The sequence below is a fragment of the Actinocrinis sp. genome (genome assembly GCF_035650855.1).
Taxonomy (GTDB): Bacteria; Actinomycetota; Actinomycetes; order Streptomycetales; family Catenulisporaceae; genus Actinocrinis.
This window is the reverse complement of sequence record NZ_DASRGV010000017.1, coordinates 21899-39404: the sequence shown is the minus strand read 5'-3', so window position 1 is coordinate 39404 and position 17506 is coordinate 21899. Positions and strand designations below refer to the sequence as shown.

Annotated in this window: 16 protein-coding genes and 1 pseudogene; 7 read left to right on the top strand and 10 right to left on the bottom strand. The window is 70.4% G+C overall.

The genetic code is table 11. From position 1 onward, the window contains the following. Together VFB40_RS01425 and VFB40_RS01420 are read right to left on the bottom strand one after the other, a co-directional pair. Nucleotides 1-1954, bottom strand: a 1954-nt coding sequence (locus tag VFB40_RS01425; protein ID WP_324847400.1) for an ATP-dependent helicase, incomplete at its 3' end; no start/stop codon positions are given. A gap of 147 nt (nucleotides 1955-2101) precedes the next feature. After that, nucleotides 2102-2434, bottom strand: a complete 333-nt coding sequence (locus VFB40_RS01420; RefSeq protein WP_349261293.1) for an MGMT family protein — start codon at nucleotides 2432-2434, stop codon at nucleotides 2102-2104. Nucleotides 2435-2608: 174 nt separating this feature from the next. Between VFB40_RS01420 and VFB40_RS01415 the strand changes: the two genes are divergently transcribed. After that, the gene (locus VFB40_RS01415; protein ID WP_324847399.1) at nucleotides 2609-5089 is read left to right on the top strand and encodes a lysylphosphatidylglycerol synthase domain-containing protein; all 2481 of its coding nucleotides are present in this window, start codon (nucleotides 2609-2611) and stop codon (nucleotides 5087-5089) included. A 70-nt stretch (nucleotides 5090-5159) separates the two neighbouring features. Here VFB40_RS01415 and moeZ read toward each other — a convergent pair whose 3' ends face one another. Beyond that, complete coding sequence (moeZ, locus tag VFB40_RS01410) at nucleotides 5160-6338, bottom strand: adenylyltransferase/sulfurtransferase MoeZ (RefSeq protein ID WP_349261296.1); 1179 nt, start codon at nucleotides 6336-6338, stop codon at nucleotides 5160-5162. A gap of 157 nt (nucleotides 6339-6495) precedes the next feature. On the opposite strand from moeZ, the gene VFB40_RS01405 reads away from it, so the two are divergent. The 4 genes from VFB40_RS01405 (at nucleotide 6496) to VFB40_RS01390 (ending at nucleotide 8208) form a co-directional block, all read left to right on the top strand. Continuing rightward, nucleotides 6496-6702, top strand: coding sequence for an Rv3202a family protein (locus tag VFB40_RS01405; RefSeq protein WP_324847397.1), 207 nt, complete (start codon nucleotides 6496-6498; stop codon nucleotides 6700-6702). Between the two features lie 97 nt (nucleotides 6703-6799). Next, nucleotides 6800-7432, top strand: a complete 633-nt coding sequence (locus tag VFB40_RS01400; RefSeq protein WP_324847396.1) for a TetR/AcrR family transcriptional regulator — start codon at nucleotides 6800-6802, stop codon at nucleotides 7430-7432. 171 nt (nucleotides 7433-7603) lie between these two features. Further along, the gene (locus tag VFB40_RS01395; protein WP_324841223.1) at nucleotides 7604-7831 is read left to right on the top strand and encodes a DUF3107 domain-containing protein; all 228 of its coding nucleotides are present in this window, start codon (nucleotides 7604-7606) and stop codon (nucleotides 7829-7831) included. A 95-nt stretch (nucleotides 7832-7926) separates the two neighbouring features. Further along, on the top strand, nucleotides 7927-8208 hold the full coding sequence (locus tag VFB40_RS01390; protein WP_324847395.1) for a hypothetical protein: 282 nt from the start codon (nucleotides 7927-7929) through the stop codon (nucleotides 8206-8208). A 47-nt stretch (nucleotides 8209-8255) separates the two neighbouring features. On the opposite strand, the gene VFB40_RS01385 is transcribed toward VFB40_RS01390, so the two are convergent. Continuing rightward, a complete protein-coding gene (locus VFB40_RS01385) occupies nucleotides 8256-8858 on the bottom strand; it encodes a ferritin-like fold-containing protein (protein ID WP_324847394.1) in 603 nt (200 codons plus the stop codon). 489 nt (nucleotides 8859-9347) lie between these two features. Here VFB40_RS01385 and VFB40_RS01380 point away from each other — a divergent pair, with 489 nt between their 5' ends. Next, entirely contained in the window at nucleotides 9348-11453 is a 2106-nt protein-coding gene (locus tag VFB40_RS01380) for a DEAD/DEAH box helicase (RefSeq protein ID WP_324847393.1), read from the top strand. A gap of 40 nt (nucleotides 11454-11493) precedes the next feature. Next, nucleotides 11494-12420 (top strand): alpha/beta fold hydrolase, encoded by a 927-nt coding sequence (locus VFB40_RS01375; RefSeq protein ID WP_324847392.1) that lies wholly within the window; start codon nucleotides 11494-11496, stop codon nucleotides 12418-12420. 10 nt (nucleotides 12421-12430) lie between these two features. Here the strand turns inward: VFB40_RS01375 and VFB40_RS01370 are convergent, their stop codons facing one another. The 6 genes and pseudogenes from VFB40_RS01370 to VFB40_RS01340 form a co-directional block, all read right to left on the bottom strand. Next, the gene (locus tag VFB40_RS01370; RefSeq protein WP_324847391.1) at nucleotides 12431-13033 is read right to left on the bottom strand and encodes a MarC family protein; all 603 of its coding nucleotides are present in this window, start codon (nucleotides 13031-13033) and stop codon (nucleotides 12431-12433) included. Next, on the bottom strand, nucleotides 13030-13848 hold the full coding sequence (locus tag VFB40_RS01365; protein ID WP_324847390.1) for a PHP domain-containing protein: 819 nt from the start codon (nucleotides 13846-13848) through the stop codon (nucleotides 13030-13032). Before VFB40_RS01365 ends, VFB40_RS01370 begins: the two co-directional genes overlap by 4 nt. A gap of 122 nt (nucleotides 13849-13970) precedes the next feature. Further along, on the bottom strand, nucleotides 13971-14630 hold the full coding sequence (locus tag VFB40_RS01360; RefSeq protein ID WP_324847389.1) for a DUF6758 family protein: 660 nt from the start codon (nucleotides 14628-14630) through the stop codon (nucleotides 13971-13973). A 214-nt stretch (nucleotides 14631-14844) separates the two neighbouring features. Further along, nucleotides 14845-15347: pseudogene (locus VFB40_RS01355) on the bottom strand (MaoC family dehydratase). A 160-nt stretch (nucleotides 15348-15507) separates the two neighbouring features. Beyond that, nucleotides 15508-16332 (bottom strand): hypothetical protein, encoded by an 825-nt coding sequence (locus tag VFB40_RS01345; protein ID WP_324847386.1) that lies wholly within the window; start codon nucleotides 16330-16332, stop codon nucleotides 15508-15510. A gap of 135 nt (nucleotides 16333-16467) precedes the next feature. Next, a complete protein-coding gene (locus VFB40_RS01340) occupies nucleotides 16468-17445 on the bottom strand; it encodes an alpha/beta fold hydrolase (protein ID WP_324847385.1) in 978 nt (325 codons plus the stop codon). Nucleotides 17446-17506 lie beyond the last annotated feature (61 nt).

Sequence of the window (17506 nt, the reverse complement as noted above, 5' to 3'; positions counted from 1 at the left end):
AGTCCGCAGACTCGGAGGCGGCGGCCTCGGAGCCCGGGGAGTCGCCGGAAGCAGCGAAGTCGTCGGAGTCCGCAGGGTCGAAGGCGGCGACCTCGGAACCTGAGGAGTCGCCGGAAGCAGCGAAGTCGTCAGAGCGCGGAGAGCCGGAGGCGGCGACCCCGGAGCCCGGAGAGTCGTCAGAAGCGGCAGCTGCGTCAGAGTCCGCAGACTCGGAGGCGGCGGCCTCGGAGCCCGGGGAGTCGCCGGAAGCAGCGAAGTCGTCGGAGTCCGCAGGGTCGAAGGCGGCGACCTCGGAGCCCGGAGAGTCGTCGGAAGCGGCAACGTCATCGGAATCGGCGGAGTCGCCGGCTTCCGCCTCTGCGGCGCGGCTGCGTCGTCTGCGTGCGGCGGCTAGTGCGGCCTGCTCCTCCGCGCGCAGGGCGCGGCCGAGGCGGCGTAGGTCGCCGCTGTCCAAGCCGCCCAGCGGGCCCATCAGCAGCTCGCGCGCGCTGTCCGGGGTGAGCGCGGCGGGTTCGGCCGCGCAGCGCAGCGCGGTCAGCAGCGTGGCGACCGCGGGTTCCTGAGCCAGCGGCAGGTCGTCGCCCAACACCTCGGCCGGAACGTTCGCCCCGAGCAGGGCGCGGCGCGCCGGAGCGAGTTGCTGGCCGTCGCGCACCAGAACCGCCATGTCCTCCCACGGCACGCCGTGTTCCAAGTGCGCGCGCCGCAGCAGGTCCGCGATCGCGGCGAGTTCGGCGGCCTCGTCGGGATAGACGATCGCCTCGACCCGGCCGACGCCGTACGGGTTGTTGCGCAGCGCCGTCGACTGCGCGGGTTCCAGGGCCGAATCGGCTTCTACCGCGACCAGTTCCCGGTGCTCTCGCACCTGTTCCGCCGGCAACCGCGTGATCGGTATGCGCTTGGCGACCTGCCGCGAGGCCTTCAACAGCGTCGGCGCCGCGCGTCGGCTGTTCTGCAGGACGACTATGTCGGCGGGCTCGCCGTCGCTGCGGCGGAACTGCTCCGGGAAGTCCAGGATGCCGCTGAGGTCCGCGCCGCGGAACGCGTAGATCGACTGGTCCGGATCGCCGACCGCGACCAGGTCGCGCCCGTCGCCGGCGAGCGCCTGGAGCAGCCGGACCTGCGCCGAATCGGTGTCCTGGTACTCGTCCACGAACACCGCGCGGTACCGGCGACGCAGCAGCGCGCGGACCTCCTCCGCCTCGCTGAGCAGCACGGCCCGGTGCACCAGCTCGGTGTAGTCGAGCACGCCCCGGGCGTCAGCGACGTCGAGGTACTCGGCGTAGAAGCGGGCCGCGGCCCGCCAGTCGGACCGATCCGCCCGCGCGGCGAAGTCGGCCAGGTCCTCCGGATCGAGCCCCAGGTCGCGGGCGCGCAGCAGGACCGCGCGCAGCTCCTCCGCGAAGCCGCGGGTGCCCAGTGCCGCCCGCAGCGCCTGCGGCCAGCCGCCGGGCTCGCGGCCCCAGCCGCCGGGCTCGATCGTGCCGCGCACCAGTTCCCGGATCACCACGTCCTGCTCCGGGCCGGACAGCAGCCGCAGCGGATCGCCGAAAAGCTCCGGCTCCTGATACTGGCCGACCAGGCCGAAGCAGAACGAGTGGAAGGTCGTCGCGGTCGGCGCGCCCGCCCCCGGGATCAGCCGCGCGCCGATCCGATCCCGCAGCTCGGCTGCCGCCGCCCGGCTGAAGGTGAGCACCAGGATCTCGTCGGCGCTGAGCGCGTCCGGTCCCCTGGTGCGGTCCAGCACCGCCTCGACCAGCGTCGTGGTCTTCCCGGTGCCGGGCCCGGCGAGCACCAGCAACGGTCCTCCGCGGTGCTCGACCACGCTGCGTTGCCGATCGTCGAGCCGCAGACCGCCGACCGGATAGGCCAGAGGTGGGGGAAGCAGGCGAAACGGCGCGGCCGACCGCCGTGCCGACCGCTGTGCCGATCGCGGCGCCGCAGAAGTACTCATCGCTGACCCACCTCCTTCCGTTCCCGCCAGCCGGGGCCGATCCGTTCTTCGCTAGGACCGACATTGGCCATGACAGCACAAACCGCCGACAACAGAGGCAAACTCGGAAAGTGGTTGTGGATAACCAGCGGACCGGCAGCGCGGATTTCAGCGTCCATCCCAGCGGGCTGTCCGCAAATTCACCCGTTCGCGAGACTTGTCGTACGGCGTGCCCTCCTCGGCGTAGTGCAGCGCCGCCTCGCCGCGCAGCTGCGGCGGCAGAACGCCCGAGGCGTTGACCACCCGCCACCACGGCACACCGCCGCCGTGCCGGGACATCACCGCGCCGACCTGGCGCGGACCGCCGTCCTCCAGGTACTCGGCGATATCGCCGTAAGTCATCACCTTGCCACGCGGGATGGACTCCACCACCGCGAGCACCCTACGGACGTACGCCCGCGCCTCGGGGTCAGCCGTCGGGACGAGACCTGGCTGCGTCACAATCAACCCTCGGATGGATTTCCGCCGTCGCCGAAGCCGCCAGGATATCGGCGGTAAACGCGGGACGCTGCTCACCCGGGCTGCGTGCAAGCATCCGGATAGGTAACGATAGGGACGAGCATGCGTACGCAGATCGGGACTGCGGTAAATCGTGAACGCGAAGACAGGGACCCAGTGAGCTTGCACAGGGGCGGCAATGCCACCCGTGACTCGGCCAAGCCTGTCTCCGGCGTGCCCAAACCCATGCAGCCGGTGATGTTACCCGCTCAGATCACCATCGACGAGCCGCCTGAACCTCGCCGGATAAGACGACCGCCCGACCTGATGCGGTTGCTCTTCGAGACCGGTCTCATCGCCATCGTGCTGCTGCTCGCGGTGCCCGGCGCGAGTACTACGACCGGCCTAGAGACGGACATCCACAACAGCATCACCCTGGCGCCGCAGCTGTTCCTGTCCACCATCACGCTGCTCACCAACATCGCCACGGCGGTCATTCCGGTCGGGCTGGCCGTGGAGCGGCTCTACCGGCACGAGGGGCGCCGGGTCGCGGACGGCGTCATCGCGGCGGCGATCGCCTACCTGGGCGCGAGCCTGCTCAACCTGTGGATCGACTCGAACGCCTCACCCGACTGGCTCTCCGAAGTGTTGACCCGTCACCTGGCCAGCAGCACGACGACGCCGCTGCACGTCTATATCGCCACGGTCATTGCCTTCCTCACCATCATCGGCTTCGGTGACCGGCCCGCGCTCCAGACGTTCACGTGGTCATGCGTGCTTACGTACGCAGTCGCCACCCTGATCAACGGCAACAGCGCGCTGGTCGGGCTGATGGTGACCTTCCTGTTCGGCCGTACCGTGGCGTTCGGCTGGCGTTACGCACGCGGGGTGGTGAACGCCAGGCCGACCGGTTACGACGTGGTCACCTCGCTGTTCGACGCCGGGCTCCAGCCGGTGGCCTGCCGGTGGATCGGCGAGACCGAGGACACCAGGCGCTACGAGGCCGACACGCACGACGGCCGCCTGCTCGACGTGACTGTGCTCGACCGGGACAGGCAAGCGGTGGGCTTGGTTTACCGGCTGTACCGGCGGATTAGGCTTCGCGGCCCTGCCCAACGTCGCAACCTGCTGTCGCTCAGGCGCGCGGTGGATCAGGAAGCGTTGATGTCCTATGCCCTGCGCGACGCGGGCATCCGGACGCCGCGTCTGGTCGCAGTGCGTGAGCTGAGCGCTGACGCTGCCGTGCTCGCGTACGAGCGGGTCGAGGGTCGCACGCTGGAGAAGCTGTCGCCGGACGAGCTGACTGACGAGCTGTTGACTCGCATCTGGCAGCTTCAGCAGCAGATGCAGCTGCACCAGGTCGCGCACCGCCGCTTCGCCCTCGACTCGCTCCTGGTGGACCGCGACGAGCAGGTATGGCTGCTCGATCTGCGCAACGGCGAGATCGCGGCGAGCGCGTTGCAGACTCGGTTAGACACCGCGGAGCTGATGGCCACTCTGGCGCTGCGGTACGGACCGGAGCGCACGGTACGCGTCGGCGCGCAGGTACTGGGCGCGGATGCGATTGGTGCGGCGCTGCCCATGCTGCAGCCGGTCGTGCTCACGCGCACCACGCGTACGGCAGTCCGCAAGTCCAAGGACCTCTTGCAGCGCATCCGCGAGCAGATCCTGGCCTACCAGCCGCAGGCGACGCGGGTGGCCGAGCCGGTCAAGCTCGAGCGGCTGCGGCCGCGCACGCTGCTGACCGTCGCGGCGGGCCTGGTCGCCGCGTATCTGGTGCTCTATCAGCTGGCCAGCTCGAAGCTGAGCCTCACCAAGATCCTGGCCGTCGCCTCGCCGTGGTGGGCCATCGCCGCGGTGGCCGCCTCGGTGATGACCTACGTCGCGGCCGGGATGGTGCTGACCGGGTTCATTCCCGAGCGGCTGCCGGTCGTGCGCAACTTCCTGGTCCAGGTCGCGGCCGGCTTCGTCTCGATCGTGGCGCCCGCGGCGGTCGGCGGCGTCGCGCTCAACACGCGCTATCTGCAGAAGCAGGGCATCGGCACCGGCCCGGCGGTCAGCGCGGTCGGCGCGTCGCAGGCGGTCGGCTTCATCATGCACATCGCGCTGATCGCCGCGTTCAGCTTCCTCGCGAACACCGGAACCAGCGGACACAGCTGGGCGCCCTCCACGGTGGTCATCGCGATCCTGTTGGCGATCGGCGTCGTCGCCATGGTGACCATCGGCGTCAAGCCGCTGCGCCAGTTCGCGGTGGCCCGGCTCAAACCGTTCTTCGAGGGGACGCTGCCGCGGCTGCTGGATGTGGCACAGAACCCGCGCAAGCTGTCCATCGGCCTCGGCGGCACGGTCCTGCTCTCGCTGATGAACGCGCTGTGCCTTTGGGCGTCGGTGCTGACCATCTCGCCGCACGCCAACATCTCGTACGCGACGACCGCGGTGGTCTTCCTCACCGCGCAGGCGATCGGATCGGTGATTCCGGTGCCAAGCGGTATCGGCACCGTCGAGCTCGCGATGGCCGGCGCGCTCACCAGCATCGGCGGCCTTCCCGCCACGGTCGGGACTCCCGCGGTGTTCATCTTCCGCCTGCTGCGCACCTACCTGCCGGTGATCCCGGGCTACTTCGCGTTTACGCATCTACAGCGCAAGGGCGCGCTGTAGATGCGTAAAGGTCATACGCACTGCTCCGACTGACGCACGGTCAGCGGACCAGCAGCAGCTGGTAGATCAGTTAGTAGATCGGCTTCTCCGGCTCGATCTGGTTAACCCAGCCGACGACGCCCGACCCGACGTGCACGGCGTCGGAGAACCCGGCCGCCTTCACGAGCGCCAACACCTCGGCCGAGCGCACGCCCGACTTGCAGTGCAGCACGATCCGCTTGTCCTGCGGCAGCTTGGACAGCGCGTCACCCATGATGAACTCGTTCTTCGGGATCAGCGTGGATCCGGGGATCGAGACGATCTCGTACTCGGCGGGCTCGCGCACGTCGATGATCTGGATGTTCTCGCCGTCGTCGATCCACTGCTTGAGGGTGCGCGGGGTGATCGTCGACTCCCGGGCCGCCTCGATGGCCTCCTCGGAGACCGCGCCGCAGAACGCCTCGTAGTCGATCAGCTCGGTCACGGTCGGGTTCTTACCGCACACCGCGCACTCGGGGTCCTTGCGCACCTTGACCGTGCGGTACGACATCTCCAGGGCGTCGTAAATCATCAGCCGGCCGACCAGCGGCTCGCCGACACCGGTGAGCACCTTGATGGCCTCGGTGACCTGGATGGCCCCGATCGAGCCGCACAGCACGCCGAGCACGCCGCCCTCGGCGCAGGAGGGAACCATGCCGGGGGGCGGGGGCTCCGGGTAGAGGCAGCGGTAGCAGGGGCCGTACTCGGACCAGAACACGGCGGCCTGGCCGTCGAAGCGGTAGATCGAACCCCACACGTACGGCTTGTTCAGCAGCACGCAGGCGTCGTTGACCAGGTAGCGGGTGGCGAAGTTGTCCGTGCCGTCCACGATCAGGTCGTACTGCGCGAAGATCTCCATCACGTTCTCGGAGTCCAGCCGCTCTTCGTGCAGGACCACGTTCACGTACGGGTTGATCTCGCGCACCGAGTCACGCGCGGACTCGGCCTTGGACCGCCCGATGTCCGACTGGCCGTGGATGATCTGGCGCTGCAGGTTGGACTCGTCCACGGTGTCGAACTCGACGATGCCGAGCGTGCCGACACCGGCCGCGGCCAGGTACATCAGCGCCGGTGAGCCGAGCCCGCCGGCGCCGACACAGAGCACCCTCGCGTTCTTGAGGCGCTTCTGGCCGTCCATGGCGACGTCCGGGATGATCAGGTGGCGCGAATAGCGGCGCACCTCGTCAACGGTCAGTTCCGTGGCCGGCTCGACCAGCGGAGGCAGCTTCACAGGCGCGGACACAGCCGTCCCCTCACTCGTGTTTGAAGAACTCTTTTCAGGCAACCGTCCCACTCCCGCGGCCATTCCCGTCAATGGGGACCGCAGCGTGAGATCGGCGTAAAGTCGACGATTAAGGGTGGGAACCCACCGGATGAGGGGCTCGACCATGACTGAGCAGCAGTTCACCGACGAGTACGAGGCCCCGGAGGCCGACGCCGCCGAGCAGTCGCTGCCGGTGGTCGAGGGCGCGGAGGAGATGGACCAGGAACGCGCGCCGGCGCATCCGGAAGCCGAGGTGCCGATGGAGGCCGACCCGGCGGACGCCGCCGAGCAGGCCGTTTCCGTGCCAGTGGACGAGGACGAGTACCGGTAGGCCGCAGCCGGGCGGTCCGACAGCCTGGCTTGAATAGGTTACTGCCGCGTAGGATGCGTGTGACCTGCTTCACCCGCGAACCCATGACAGAGGCACCGTGAGTACAGCCGAAACGCTTTACAGCGCCGACGACCGTCCCCGGTCGGCCCGGCTTCCGCGGCTGGCCCGGCGCACCCAACTGCTCGGCGCGGCGCAGGAGGTCTTCGTCGCCCAGGGCTATCACGCCGCCGCGATGGACGACATCGCGGACCGCGCGGGTGTGTCGAAGCCTGTGCTCTATCAGCACTTCCCCGGAAAGCTCGAGCTGTACCTCGCGCTGCTCGACCAGCACTGCGAGACGCTGGTCGAAGCGGTACGCAGCGCGCTGGCGTCGACCAGCGACAACAAGCAGCGGGTCGCCGCGACGATGGACGCTTACTTCCAGTTCGTCGAGCACGAGAGCGGCGCGTTCCGCCTGGTGTTCGAGTCTGACCTGGTGAACGAGCAGGCCGTGCGCGACCGGGTGAGCAAGGCGGAACTCGACTGCGCGAAGCTCATCAGCGCGGTCATCGCCGAGGACACCGGGCTCGGCCAGGAGGAGTCGATGGTGCTCGCGGTCGGCCTGACCGGAATCTCACAGGTCACCGCGCGCTATTGGCTGTCCGCCGGGATGCCGGTGCCGCGCGACACCGCCGCGCAGCTGATCTCGCAGCTCGCCTGGCGGGGGATTGCTGGTTTCCCGCACCTCTAGTCCGCACCTTTAGTCGGCTCCCCGCATCTCTGCGCGTTGGTGTTCGCCGAGAGCTGACCGGTCTACGCGCCGATCGACGCAGTACCGCTCCGTCGAACACGTAGGCTTCGTCCTAGCGTCTTCTGTTCCTCGAAGACCGGCGGCTTGTCTACGTGGAAGGAACCAACCACCGTGGAGATCAAGATCGGTGTGCAGCACGCGGCTCGCGAGCTCTCGCTGGAGTCCGAGCTGAGCGCCGAAGAGGTGGAGAAGGCGGTCTCCGCCGCGCTCACCGGGAAGACCGGCCTGCTCGTGCTCAACGACGACAAGGGCCGCAAGGTGATCGTCCCCGCCGATCGGCTGGCGTACGTCGAGATCGGCGAGCCGGCCGCCCGCCGCGTCGGCTTCGGAGCGCTGTGACCTGCTAATATTCTCCTCTCGACCCCGCCGGCCGCGTCGCTTCGCGGCCGCGAGGGCGAGAGGCGGCAAGAGCGGATCTGACGTAGCGTCGGTTCGTGCTCTCATCTGAACTACTGAGACTGATCGCGCTGGGACTGGTGATCGGCGGGCTCGGCGGGCTCGCCGTTCCCGGTCGCTTTGCGCCTGGACGTCGCGGGATCGCGTGGCTCTCCGCGCTCGCCATCGGCGTCGGCGGGGCCTTCGGCGGCGCAGCGCTCGGATTCGCGGTGCTCGGCAGCGCCTTCCACGGCACCCGGCTCGTGCTCGCCGCCGTCGTCTCACTGCTCTTGGTTTGCGGTTGGGCGCTCTATCTACGCGAACGCAGCTTGCCGCGCTAAGCCGTTCGAGCCCTGATGCGGCCCGGTCCGCTCAGCCCGCAAGGCCCTCAGCCCGCCAGGCCGAAGTCCTCCAGCCTTCGCGCGTGACTCGCGGCCAGCCGGTCGGCGAGTTCCGGATAGCGCTCGCCGCCGAATTCGCGCGCCAGCACGATCGCCTCGCCGACCAGGCGGCGGCCCCACATCGCGATCCGTGCCGCCAGGACTGGGTCGTCGGCCAGCGCCGCGCGCAGCCGCTGCGCCGCCCACGCGTCCGCGGCTTTCGCCTCGACGTCGGCGGACGCCGCACCCTCCTGCTCCGGCTCGGCCGCTTCCGCCCGGTCGCCGAGCATGATCTCGAACAGCTCGTCGGTAAGTGCGCCGCCGAGAACCGCAGCCGCCAGCGCCTGCCACCAGTCCTCGGACTCGACCCGGCGCCGCGCGTCCTCGATCGCGGGCGCCGCCGCCGTCATGGCGGGCTGCGGATCACCCGCCCCACCGGCGCGTTCGAGCAGCTCGCGATAGCGTGCGTACCGCTGCGCGATCACCTCGGCGACGGCCATCCGGTCCGCCAAACCCGGGGCGAGCGGCAGGAGCGCGGTCAGGCGCTCGAATTCGGCGAGCGCCGCGTATGCAGCCGCGCCCGCGCTTGATTCTGTGAGGTCAGGCAGCACATAACGCAGCGTACTCGATCGTTGGCGAACCGCCTGGTAATATGGTGACTTGACTGCATCGGCGGAGGCTCGGGATCGCCCCGAGACCCGCCGATCCGTACAGGATGCCCGGTCGGCCGAACGCACCCCGATCGGCTCCGACCGCACGGCCCGCCCCTGACGACGACGGCAGCGGCCCTGCGATTGGTCGGGTGAAGACCCGGCGGCACCGGCCCGAGCCCGCACACACGCTCGGCGCGGTCCTCGCCGACGCCCGGCCGAACCCCGGTCGAGCAGCCCGCGGCCCGAGTGCCGCGACCTGGCTGAACTCTCCGGGACGCCCGCCGTCACGAGGACGAAAAGGTCAAGACCATCAGCATCCGCACCCGAAACGCAACGAACCCGACCAACTCAGAGACCTCCGCGACAGACGAGTTCGAGGACGGCGCCGCGGCCCCGGCCACCGACGCCGAGACGGTCGCCCCCGCCCACAGCTTCGCCGAACTCGGCGTGCTCCCGGAGACCGTCGAAGCGCTGGACGCGCTCGGCATCACCGCCCCGTTCCCGATCCAGTCCGCCACCATCCCGGTCGCGCTGACCGGCGCGGACGTGATCGGCCAGGCCAAGACCGGCACCGGCAAGACCCTCGCCTTCGGCATCCCGATGCTCCAGCGGGTCAGCGGCCCCGGCTCCGACCCGGCCACCGAGGACGCCGCGAGCACCGGCGCCGTCGCGGCGAGCGCCGCTCCCGCCGCGTCCTCCGGCAACTCCCGCCGCAGGCGCCGCACCCGCACCTCCTCCCCCGCCGGCCTCGCCCCCGCGCACGGCGCCCCGCAGGCCCTGGTGGTCGTGCCGACCCGCGAGCTGGCCACCCAGGTCACCAACGACCTGCTGGACGCCGGCAAGGTGCGCGCCATCCGGGTGCACGCGCTGTACGGCGGCCGTGCCTACGAGCCGCAGGTCGCCGCACTGCGCGCCGGCATCGACATCGCGGTCGGCACCCCCGGCCGGCTGCTCGACCTGACCCGCCAGCACCACCTGGAACTCGGCGGCGTGCGCACCCTGGTGCTCGACGAGGCCGACGAGATGCTGGACCTCGGCTTCCTGCCGGACGTCGAGCGGATCATCGCCCAGCTGCCGGCCGGCCGGCAGACGATGCTGTTCTCCGCCACGATGCCCGGCCAGGTCATCTCTCTGGCCCGGCGGTACATGTCCCGGCCGACGCACATCCGCGCCGCGGACCCGGCCGACGAGGGCACCATGGTCAAGGCCATCAAGCACTTCGTCTACCGCGCGCACTCTCTCGACAAGGTGGAGATGCTCTCGCGCATCCTCCAGGCCGACGGTCGCGGACTGACCATGATCTTCGCGCGCACCAAGCGCACCGTGGCGAAGATCGCCGAGGAACTGTCGGACCGTCACTTCGCGGTCGCCGCGGTGCACGGCGACCTTGGCCAGGGCGCCCGCGAGCAGGCGCTGCGCGCGTTCCGCAACGGCAAGATCGACGTGCTGGTGGCCACGGATGTGGCCGCGCGCGGCATCGACGTCGAAGGCGTCACGCACGTGATCAACTTCCAGTGCCCCGAGGACGAGAAGGTGTACACGCACCGGATCGGCCGCACCGGCCGGGCCGGCGCCAAGGGCACCGCGGTGACCTTCGTCGACTGGGACGAGGTGCCGCGCTGGCAGCTGATCAACAAGGCGCTCGGCCTGCAGTTCCCCGAGCCCGCTGAGCTTTACTCCACCTCGCCGCAGCTCTACCGGGACCTCGGCATCCCCGAGGGCATCAAGGGTGTACTGCCGCGGCAGGAGCGGGTGCGCCAGGGCCTTGAGGCCGAGGAGATCGAGGATCTCGGGGAGACCGGCCGCGGCCGCGCGCCCCGAGGCGGCCAGCGGGGCGGCAAGGAGGCGCCCAAGCAGGAGCGCCCCGCGCGCACGCCCCGGCAGCGCACCCGGACCCGTCGCGGCCAGCAGGTCGAGTCCTCCGGTGACGGCGCGGCGGCCCCTGTGGTCGGCGAGGCTGTCGAGAGCGTGCCGAGCAGCGCCGATCACGCGACCGCCCCGGTCGCGCCGGTAGCGACGGCCGAAGCGGCTGTGGGCACGGAGCGGGCGCCGCGCAAGCGGTCCCGCACGCGCAAGCCGTCGGCGGGCGGTGGCAGCGTCAAGCTGGCCCCCGGCTCGCTTGCCGGCCCGGTCGGGTCGGTGCGCGAGCCGCAGCCTGCCGCTGTGGCCGAGCCGGTGCTCGGTCAGCCGGCCGAAGCGCTGGTCGGGGAGCCGACGGAGAAGGCCGAGCCGCGCAAGCGCACCCGGACCCGCAAGGCCTCCGCGGCGAAGGTCGAGACGGGCGCGCCTGTGGCGGATGCTCACGTGGCCGATGCTCTGGAGGCCGAAGCCGCTGAGCCGACGGCGGAGAAGGCCGAGCCGCGCAAGCGGACCCGGACCCGCAAGGCCGCCCCCGAGGCCGTCGCCGCCACGCCCGACACCGGAGCCGAGGCGTCCGAGGATCTCGGCGCGGACCCGGTCGCGAACCCGCGCCGCACCCGCGTCCGGGCGACCCGCAGCCGCAAGTCGGCGGCGGCGGAGCCCGTGGTCGAGACTCCGTCGGCGCAGCAGTAACCAAGCCGGGACGACGCCGCAGAGACCCTCGGAGCGCAACGTGTCAACGCCTCTCTCGACGGAGCTGCCGCGCTGCGCCCGGCGCGTCGACCTGCCACGGCCGGACGGCCCGCTCGCCGCGATCGAAGCGCGACCGGACCGCCCGGCAGTGGCGGCGGCCCTGCTGGTGCCGGGATTCACCGGGTCCAAGGAGGACTTCCTCCACCTGCTCGAACCGCTCACCGCCGCGGGCGTGTACGTGCTCGCCATCGATCAGCGCGGCCAGTGCGACTCCTGCGGCCTGGCCGAACCGGCCGGCTACACGGAGCACGGTCCGCGGGGCAAGGGCTACGGCACGAGTGTCTTCGCCTCCGACATCCGCGCCCTGGTGCGCGGGCTGGCGGTCGAGACGCACCTGCCGGTGCACCTGCTCGGTCACTCGTTCGGCGGACACACGGTCCGCGAGGCGTTGCTCGGCGCCCACCGCGACCTGGAGGCCGAGGACAGCCCGGACCTGGGCGCCCTGCTCCCGCTCGCCTCAGTGACCTTCCTCGACTCCGGGCCCGCCGCCGTGCTCGGCAAGGCGTCGCGCGACCGGCTCGACGTGCTGCTCGCCGTGGAGAACCAGCTGACGCTGCAGCAGATCCACGAGCTGAGCCCGATGGACCGGCACCCCGATCCCGAGGTGAGCGCGTTCCTGCTGCGCCGCTGGCTCGCGAACGACCCGGGATCGATCTTCGCGATAGCCCGCCGGCTGCTGACCGAACCCGACCGCACCGATGACCTCAAGGCCCTGCTCGGCGCCTGGGACCTGCCCTGCCTCGTCATGACCGGCGCCGACGAGGACGTCTGGTCGGCCCCGCTGCTGCGGGACACCGCCGACCGGCTCGGCGCTCAGTTCGCGCTCATCCCGGACTGCGGCCACTCCCCCAACACCGACCGGCCCGAGCTCGTGGCCGACGGCCTGCTGGAGTTCTGGCTCGGCTGAACGGCGGCGGTCAGGCGAGCTTGGAGAAGGCGATCGCCGACTGCGCCACCATCTGCACCGCGATGGCGGCCAGCAGCAGACCGGCGATCCGGGTCACCAGCGTGACTCCGGAGTCCTTGATCACCCGGATGATGTGCACCGAGAAACGCATCGTCAGCCAGATGATCACATGAGTGAGCAGGATCGCCGCCGCGACCGCGAGGAAGTCCCCGACCGCGTGGATCTGCTGCACGAACAGGATCACCGCGACGATCGCACCAGGACCGGCCAGCAGCGGGGTGCCCAGCGGCACCATCGCGACGTTGACGTCCGCCGCCTCGCTCGGCTCGTCCGCCCGGCCGGTGAGCAGTTCCAGCGCGATCAGCAGGAGCAGCAGCCCGCCCGAGCCCTCGAGCGCGGGCACCGTGATGCCCAGGTACTTGAGGATCTGCTGCCCGAACGCGGCGAAGCAGGAGATGACCACGAGCGAGACGAGCGCGGCCTGCTGCGCCAGCCGCCGCCGGGCCCGTTGCGAGCGGCCGGAGGTCAGGGCGAGGAAGATCGGCACGGTACCCGGCGGGTCCATGATCACGAAAAGTGTGATGAACGAGGTGCCGAAGAGGGTGAGGTTCACGCGAACAGCGCCTCATAGGCCTCTGGTGCCGTCGTGTTCTGCCCTATCCGCACAGTCTTGCGCCCGCCGTGGTAGTCGCTCGAACCGGTCGGCACCAGGCCGAGCTCCGCGGCCAGACCCCTGATCCGGTCACGCGCCGCCGCGTCGTGGTCCACATGGTCGACCTCGATGCCGCGCAGCCCTGCCTTGGCCAGGTCGGCGATCTGATCGTCCGTCACGATCCGGCCGCGCCGGCCCGCCGCCGGATGCGCGAAGACCGCGACGCCGCCCGAGGCGCGCAGCAGGTCCAGCGCGCGGTAGGGATCGAGCGCGTACTTGTCCACGTAGGCGCGTCCGCCGTCGGCCAGCCAGTCGGAGGAGAACGCCTCGTCCACCGAGGCGACCACGCCGGCCTCGACCAGCGCGCTGGCCACGTGCGGCCGGCCGATCGAGGCGTCGCCCGCGATCTCCCGCACCCGCTCCCAGGTGATCGGCGCGCCCAGCTCGCGGCAGCGCTGCACGATCAGCTCGGCGCGCCGCTCGCGGTCGTCCCGCAGCAGGTTGCGCTCGCGGGCGAACTCCGGCTCGGCGCGGTCGAAGCGGTAGCCGAGCAGGTGGATCTGAATGCCGTTCAGCCGGCAGGACAGCTCCGCGCCCGGGACCACGGTCACGCCGAACCGCTCGCCGGCGACGGCCGCCTCGTCCCAGCCGGCCGTGGTGTCGTGGTCGGTGAGCGCGACGACGTCCAGGCTCGCGGCCTTCGCGGCCTCGACCAGTTCGGTCGGGGTGTCCGTGCCGTCCGAGCGGGAGCTGTGCGTATGCAGGTCGATGCGCATCCTGATCCTGAGTCGTCCAACACCAAACAGGTGATCGCGGGCCGAACGCCAATCACCTTACAGGGACGCGCCGCGCCGCCGGGACGCGGTCGCGCGTGGCCGAGTTCGGGTGAAAACGCAGTTCAGGCGAAGAAGCGCGGGGAAAGCGAGCCGACCGGCAGGTGCGCGATCTCCGAGCCCGCGTCGCGCAGGTCGGTAAGCACCATGTCCTCGTAGAGCAGGGTGCCGGCCAGCGCGGGCCAGAGCACCAGCCAGAGCCACATGCCGCGCGCCTCCCCGACGAAGACCGCGCGGTCGCCGGTGTCCGGGACCGACCACATCGGGGTCGGCCGACCCGCCGCGTACACCTTCGCGTGCGCGGCGGTGTCCTCGAAGATCGGGCCCGGGTCCGGTCCGGTCAAGCCGGCGAACCGTGCCCCGAGCCCTATCCCCATCTCCTCGGCGATCAGCAGCATGTCGCCCTCGCCGCCGAACGGGGACGGACCGCTGGCCGCCATCACCGTCGCTCGTGCGCCGGTGTGGTGGTCGCCGGCGTACGCGACCCCGCTGAACACCCAGCGGTGCGGTAGCGGCCAGGGCAGCCAGAGCGGGACCTGCGAGCGGTACACCACCGAGGCGAGTACCGCAGGGCTCGGGGCGAGAATGGGCTGCACCGGGTGCACCGAGCCGTGTAGCTCACACGTCCACAGTTCGGCCCCTGATCCAGACGAGTGCAGCGGCAGCAGATCGACCGGGAGTTCGGCCAGGTTCTCCGGGACGGTGTCCGGAATCGGACGCGCCAAATCCTCCGGAACCACTGGCAACAGGGCCGACGGGTCGCCGGGAGCACGTACTCGGCTCCCACACCGTGGGCAGCTTGGCTCGCCCTTCATAGGCTGAACAGTCCCCCGTTCAGGTGTCTCCAGTCAAGCGTCCGTCACTCTGACGGGGCCTTGTGGCCGTGCCCGGTGATCCGCAGGGAGCGAGTATCAGCCGGTGTGTCAGGCCGGTGCTGCTTTAGAGTAGTGGGTCCGGCCTGCCCGGCTGCTCTCCGCCCCGCGCCTCGCCGTAGGACCGCTTGGGCACCATGACTTTGCGGCGGAATACGCACACGACGGTGCCATCCTGCTTATAGCCGCGGGTCTCCACGTAGACGACGCCGCGGTCGTCCTTGGATTTCGACTCGGTCTTGTCCAGCACCGTGGTCTCGCCGTAGATGGTGTCGCCGTGGAAGGTCGGCGCGATGTGCCGCAGCGACTCGACCTCCAGGTTGGCGATCGCCTTGCCGGAGACGTCGGGCACTGACATGCCCAGCAGCAGCGAGTAGATGTAGTTGCCCACCACCACGTTGCGCTTAAATCGGTGGTCTGCTCGGCGTAGTGCGCGTCGAGGTGCAGCGGGTGGTGGTTCATGGTGATGAGGCAGAAGAGGTGATCGTCGTACTCGGTCACGGTCTTGCCCGGCCAGTGCTTGTAAACGGCACCGACCTCGAACTCCTCGAAGTAGCGGCCGAACTGCATCGCGGTCAGCTCCTCATGGTGGCGAACGGGTCTTGAGCGACTCGGTACTGGTCCCGCCATCTTGCCGCAAGAAGTTACCGATCGGTAGCACGCGGGTCGTGGCCTAGATCACGCGACTGTCCGACGCGTTCCGTGGCCCGGCGACCCGCGATGAAACGCGCTACTGCCCGCCCTCGCCGGAGCCCTCGTTACCGCCCTCGCCGGATTCCTGAAGCTGCACCTGCACGCCGTAGTCCGGACCTTCTCCCGCCGGGTGCAATTCGTTCAACTGCGGCTTGAGCCACGACGTGAGCGCGTCGATGGTGTCGTTCGGCACGAGGTCGCCGACGCTCATCACGTACGCGATGTCGCCCGCGAGCGAGGCGGCGTGCCCGAGAGCGGAGTCGCGGTCCCAGGTGCCGTACGTGGCGGCGCGCGCGTAGCCGCGGGCGAGCCGGGCCGCCCCGGTGCGCCCGGAATCGGCGATGGCCCGGTCGGACACCGCGAGCGCGTCGAACTTGACCTTGGCGAACTCCAGGCCGGCGCTGTCGATGCGCCGCCCGATCGCGTCCAGTTCCTCGCGCTTGAGGCCGGTCAGCGCGTAAATCAGGCCGAGGACGTTGCGCCCGTGCGGTCCGTACGCCCACCACGCCGGGACCTCCGCGACCGCCAGGAACTCGCGCGTGACGATGGCCTGCGAGCCGACCGCCGAGCTGGGGGTGAAGTGCTCGGGTGCGGGCACCGCCTGGAGCTGGAAGAGCCGGAACGACCCGTCGACGCCCAGGGTCAGCGTCATGTCGTCGGCGATGCCGAGGCCGCTCTGCGCGGGTTCCGGGTGCACCAGCAGGCCGTAGGGGTCCGTCGAGCGCTCGTCCTCATCCAGCTCGGGGACCTGGATGAAGTGGGTTATGCCGCGCTCGAGAGCGTCGGCCAGATCCACGCTCTGCCGGTCCGGTCCCACCTGACGGGTGCCGTCCATGCGCGCGATCACGTAATAGGTTGCCATTGGAGCCTCGAGCCCTCCCAGTCGCGTTCCGCGCCCTATCCTGCCTCACCGCACCGGCTCACGTCAGCGTGAGTCGGGTAATCAGCCACGGGAACTACTCTGTTCGGCCGCAGGTGCGCCGTACGCACCGGCACGCTACCGCCTGGCGCGGGATCCGTCGCCGTGCTCGATGTCCATCGCTTCAATCACGTTGAGTACCGCATCCGCGACCGCATCCGGGCGGTCGAACGGAATGTAGTGCCCGCTGTCCTTCAGCTCCACCAATTCACCGCGGGGGGAAAGTTCCGCGAGATCGCGCTGCCTGCGCCACCAGCGGTCGGCGAACTGCGCGGCCAGCGCGCGCGGCATGATCGCCCGCTCTATGCGGGAACGGCCGAACGCCGCGAGCACCTGGAGCGGCACCGGTGGGAAATCGCGTTCGCAGCGCAGCTCGAGCAGTTCGGCGGCCACGTCGTAGTACAGCGTGTTCTCGACCATCGCGGTGACGCCCGGGCGCCCGGCCGCGAAGGTGGCGCGCACCTGCCTCGGATCGGCTACCCCCGGGCCGCCCAAGGTGGTTCCGGCGATGATGAGCCGCCACGCCGCCGGGCCGATGAATCCGCCGATCCCGCTGGCCCGCCCGACCCCGCCGATCAACCGCCACCGGCGCACCCGCTGCGAATAAGCGGGCTGCGGCGCCGCCTCAGGCTCCGTGGATCCGTCGACGAGCACGACGCCGGCGGTCAGCTCCGGAAACATGCGCGCGAACGCCTCGACGTGGAAGCCGGCCAGCGAGTGGCCGACCAGCACGGCCGGGCGTTCGAGCTCGAGCGCGCGCAGCAGTTCTCTGATTCGCCCGGCCTCCGCGGCCAGCGTCGGGGGCACCGCGGCAGGCTGCGACCAACCGAGTCCCGGCCGGTCGAAACGCACCAGGGTGGCGCGCCCGGCCAGCAGCGGGACCACGGCGTCCCAGTCGTACCAGGCTCCGCCGAGGCCGGAGGTGAAGACCACCGGCGGCGCATCATCCGGGCCCTCATCCACCACGACGTGGTGCGCACTGCCGGCCACCTGCACCATCCGGCCGGGCACAAGACGCCGCAGCTCCCGCGACGTCGGCTTCGCTACCGCTCGCATGCACTAACTCTAAAACGGAGGTGCTACCACTTTTTTACGCGGGCCCGCCTTCAGCCGACGC

Bases quoted from the DNA above. Each gene is read 5' to 3' on its own strand.
- VFB40_RS01405 (WP_324847397.1), top strand. From the start codon at position 6,496: ATGACTGAGCAGCAGTTCACCGACGAGTACGAGGCCCCGGAGGCCGAC.
- VFB40_RS01365 (WP_324847390.1), bottom strand. From the start codon at position 13,848: ATGCGCATCGACCTGCATACGCACAGCTCCCGCTCGGACGGCACGGAC.
- VFB40_RS01345 (WP_324847386.1), bottom strand. From the start codon at position 16,332: ATGGCAACCTATTACGTGATCGCGCGCATGGACGGCACCCGTCAGGTG.
- VFB40_RS01340 (WP_324847385.1), bottom strand. From the start codon at position 17,445: ATGCGAGCGGTAGCGAAGCCGACGTCGCGGGAGCTGCGGCGTCTTGTG.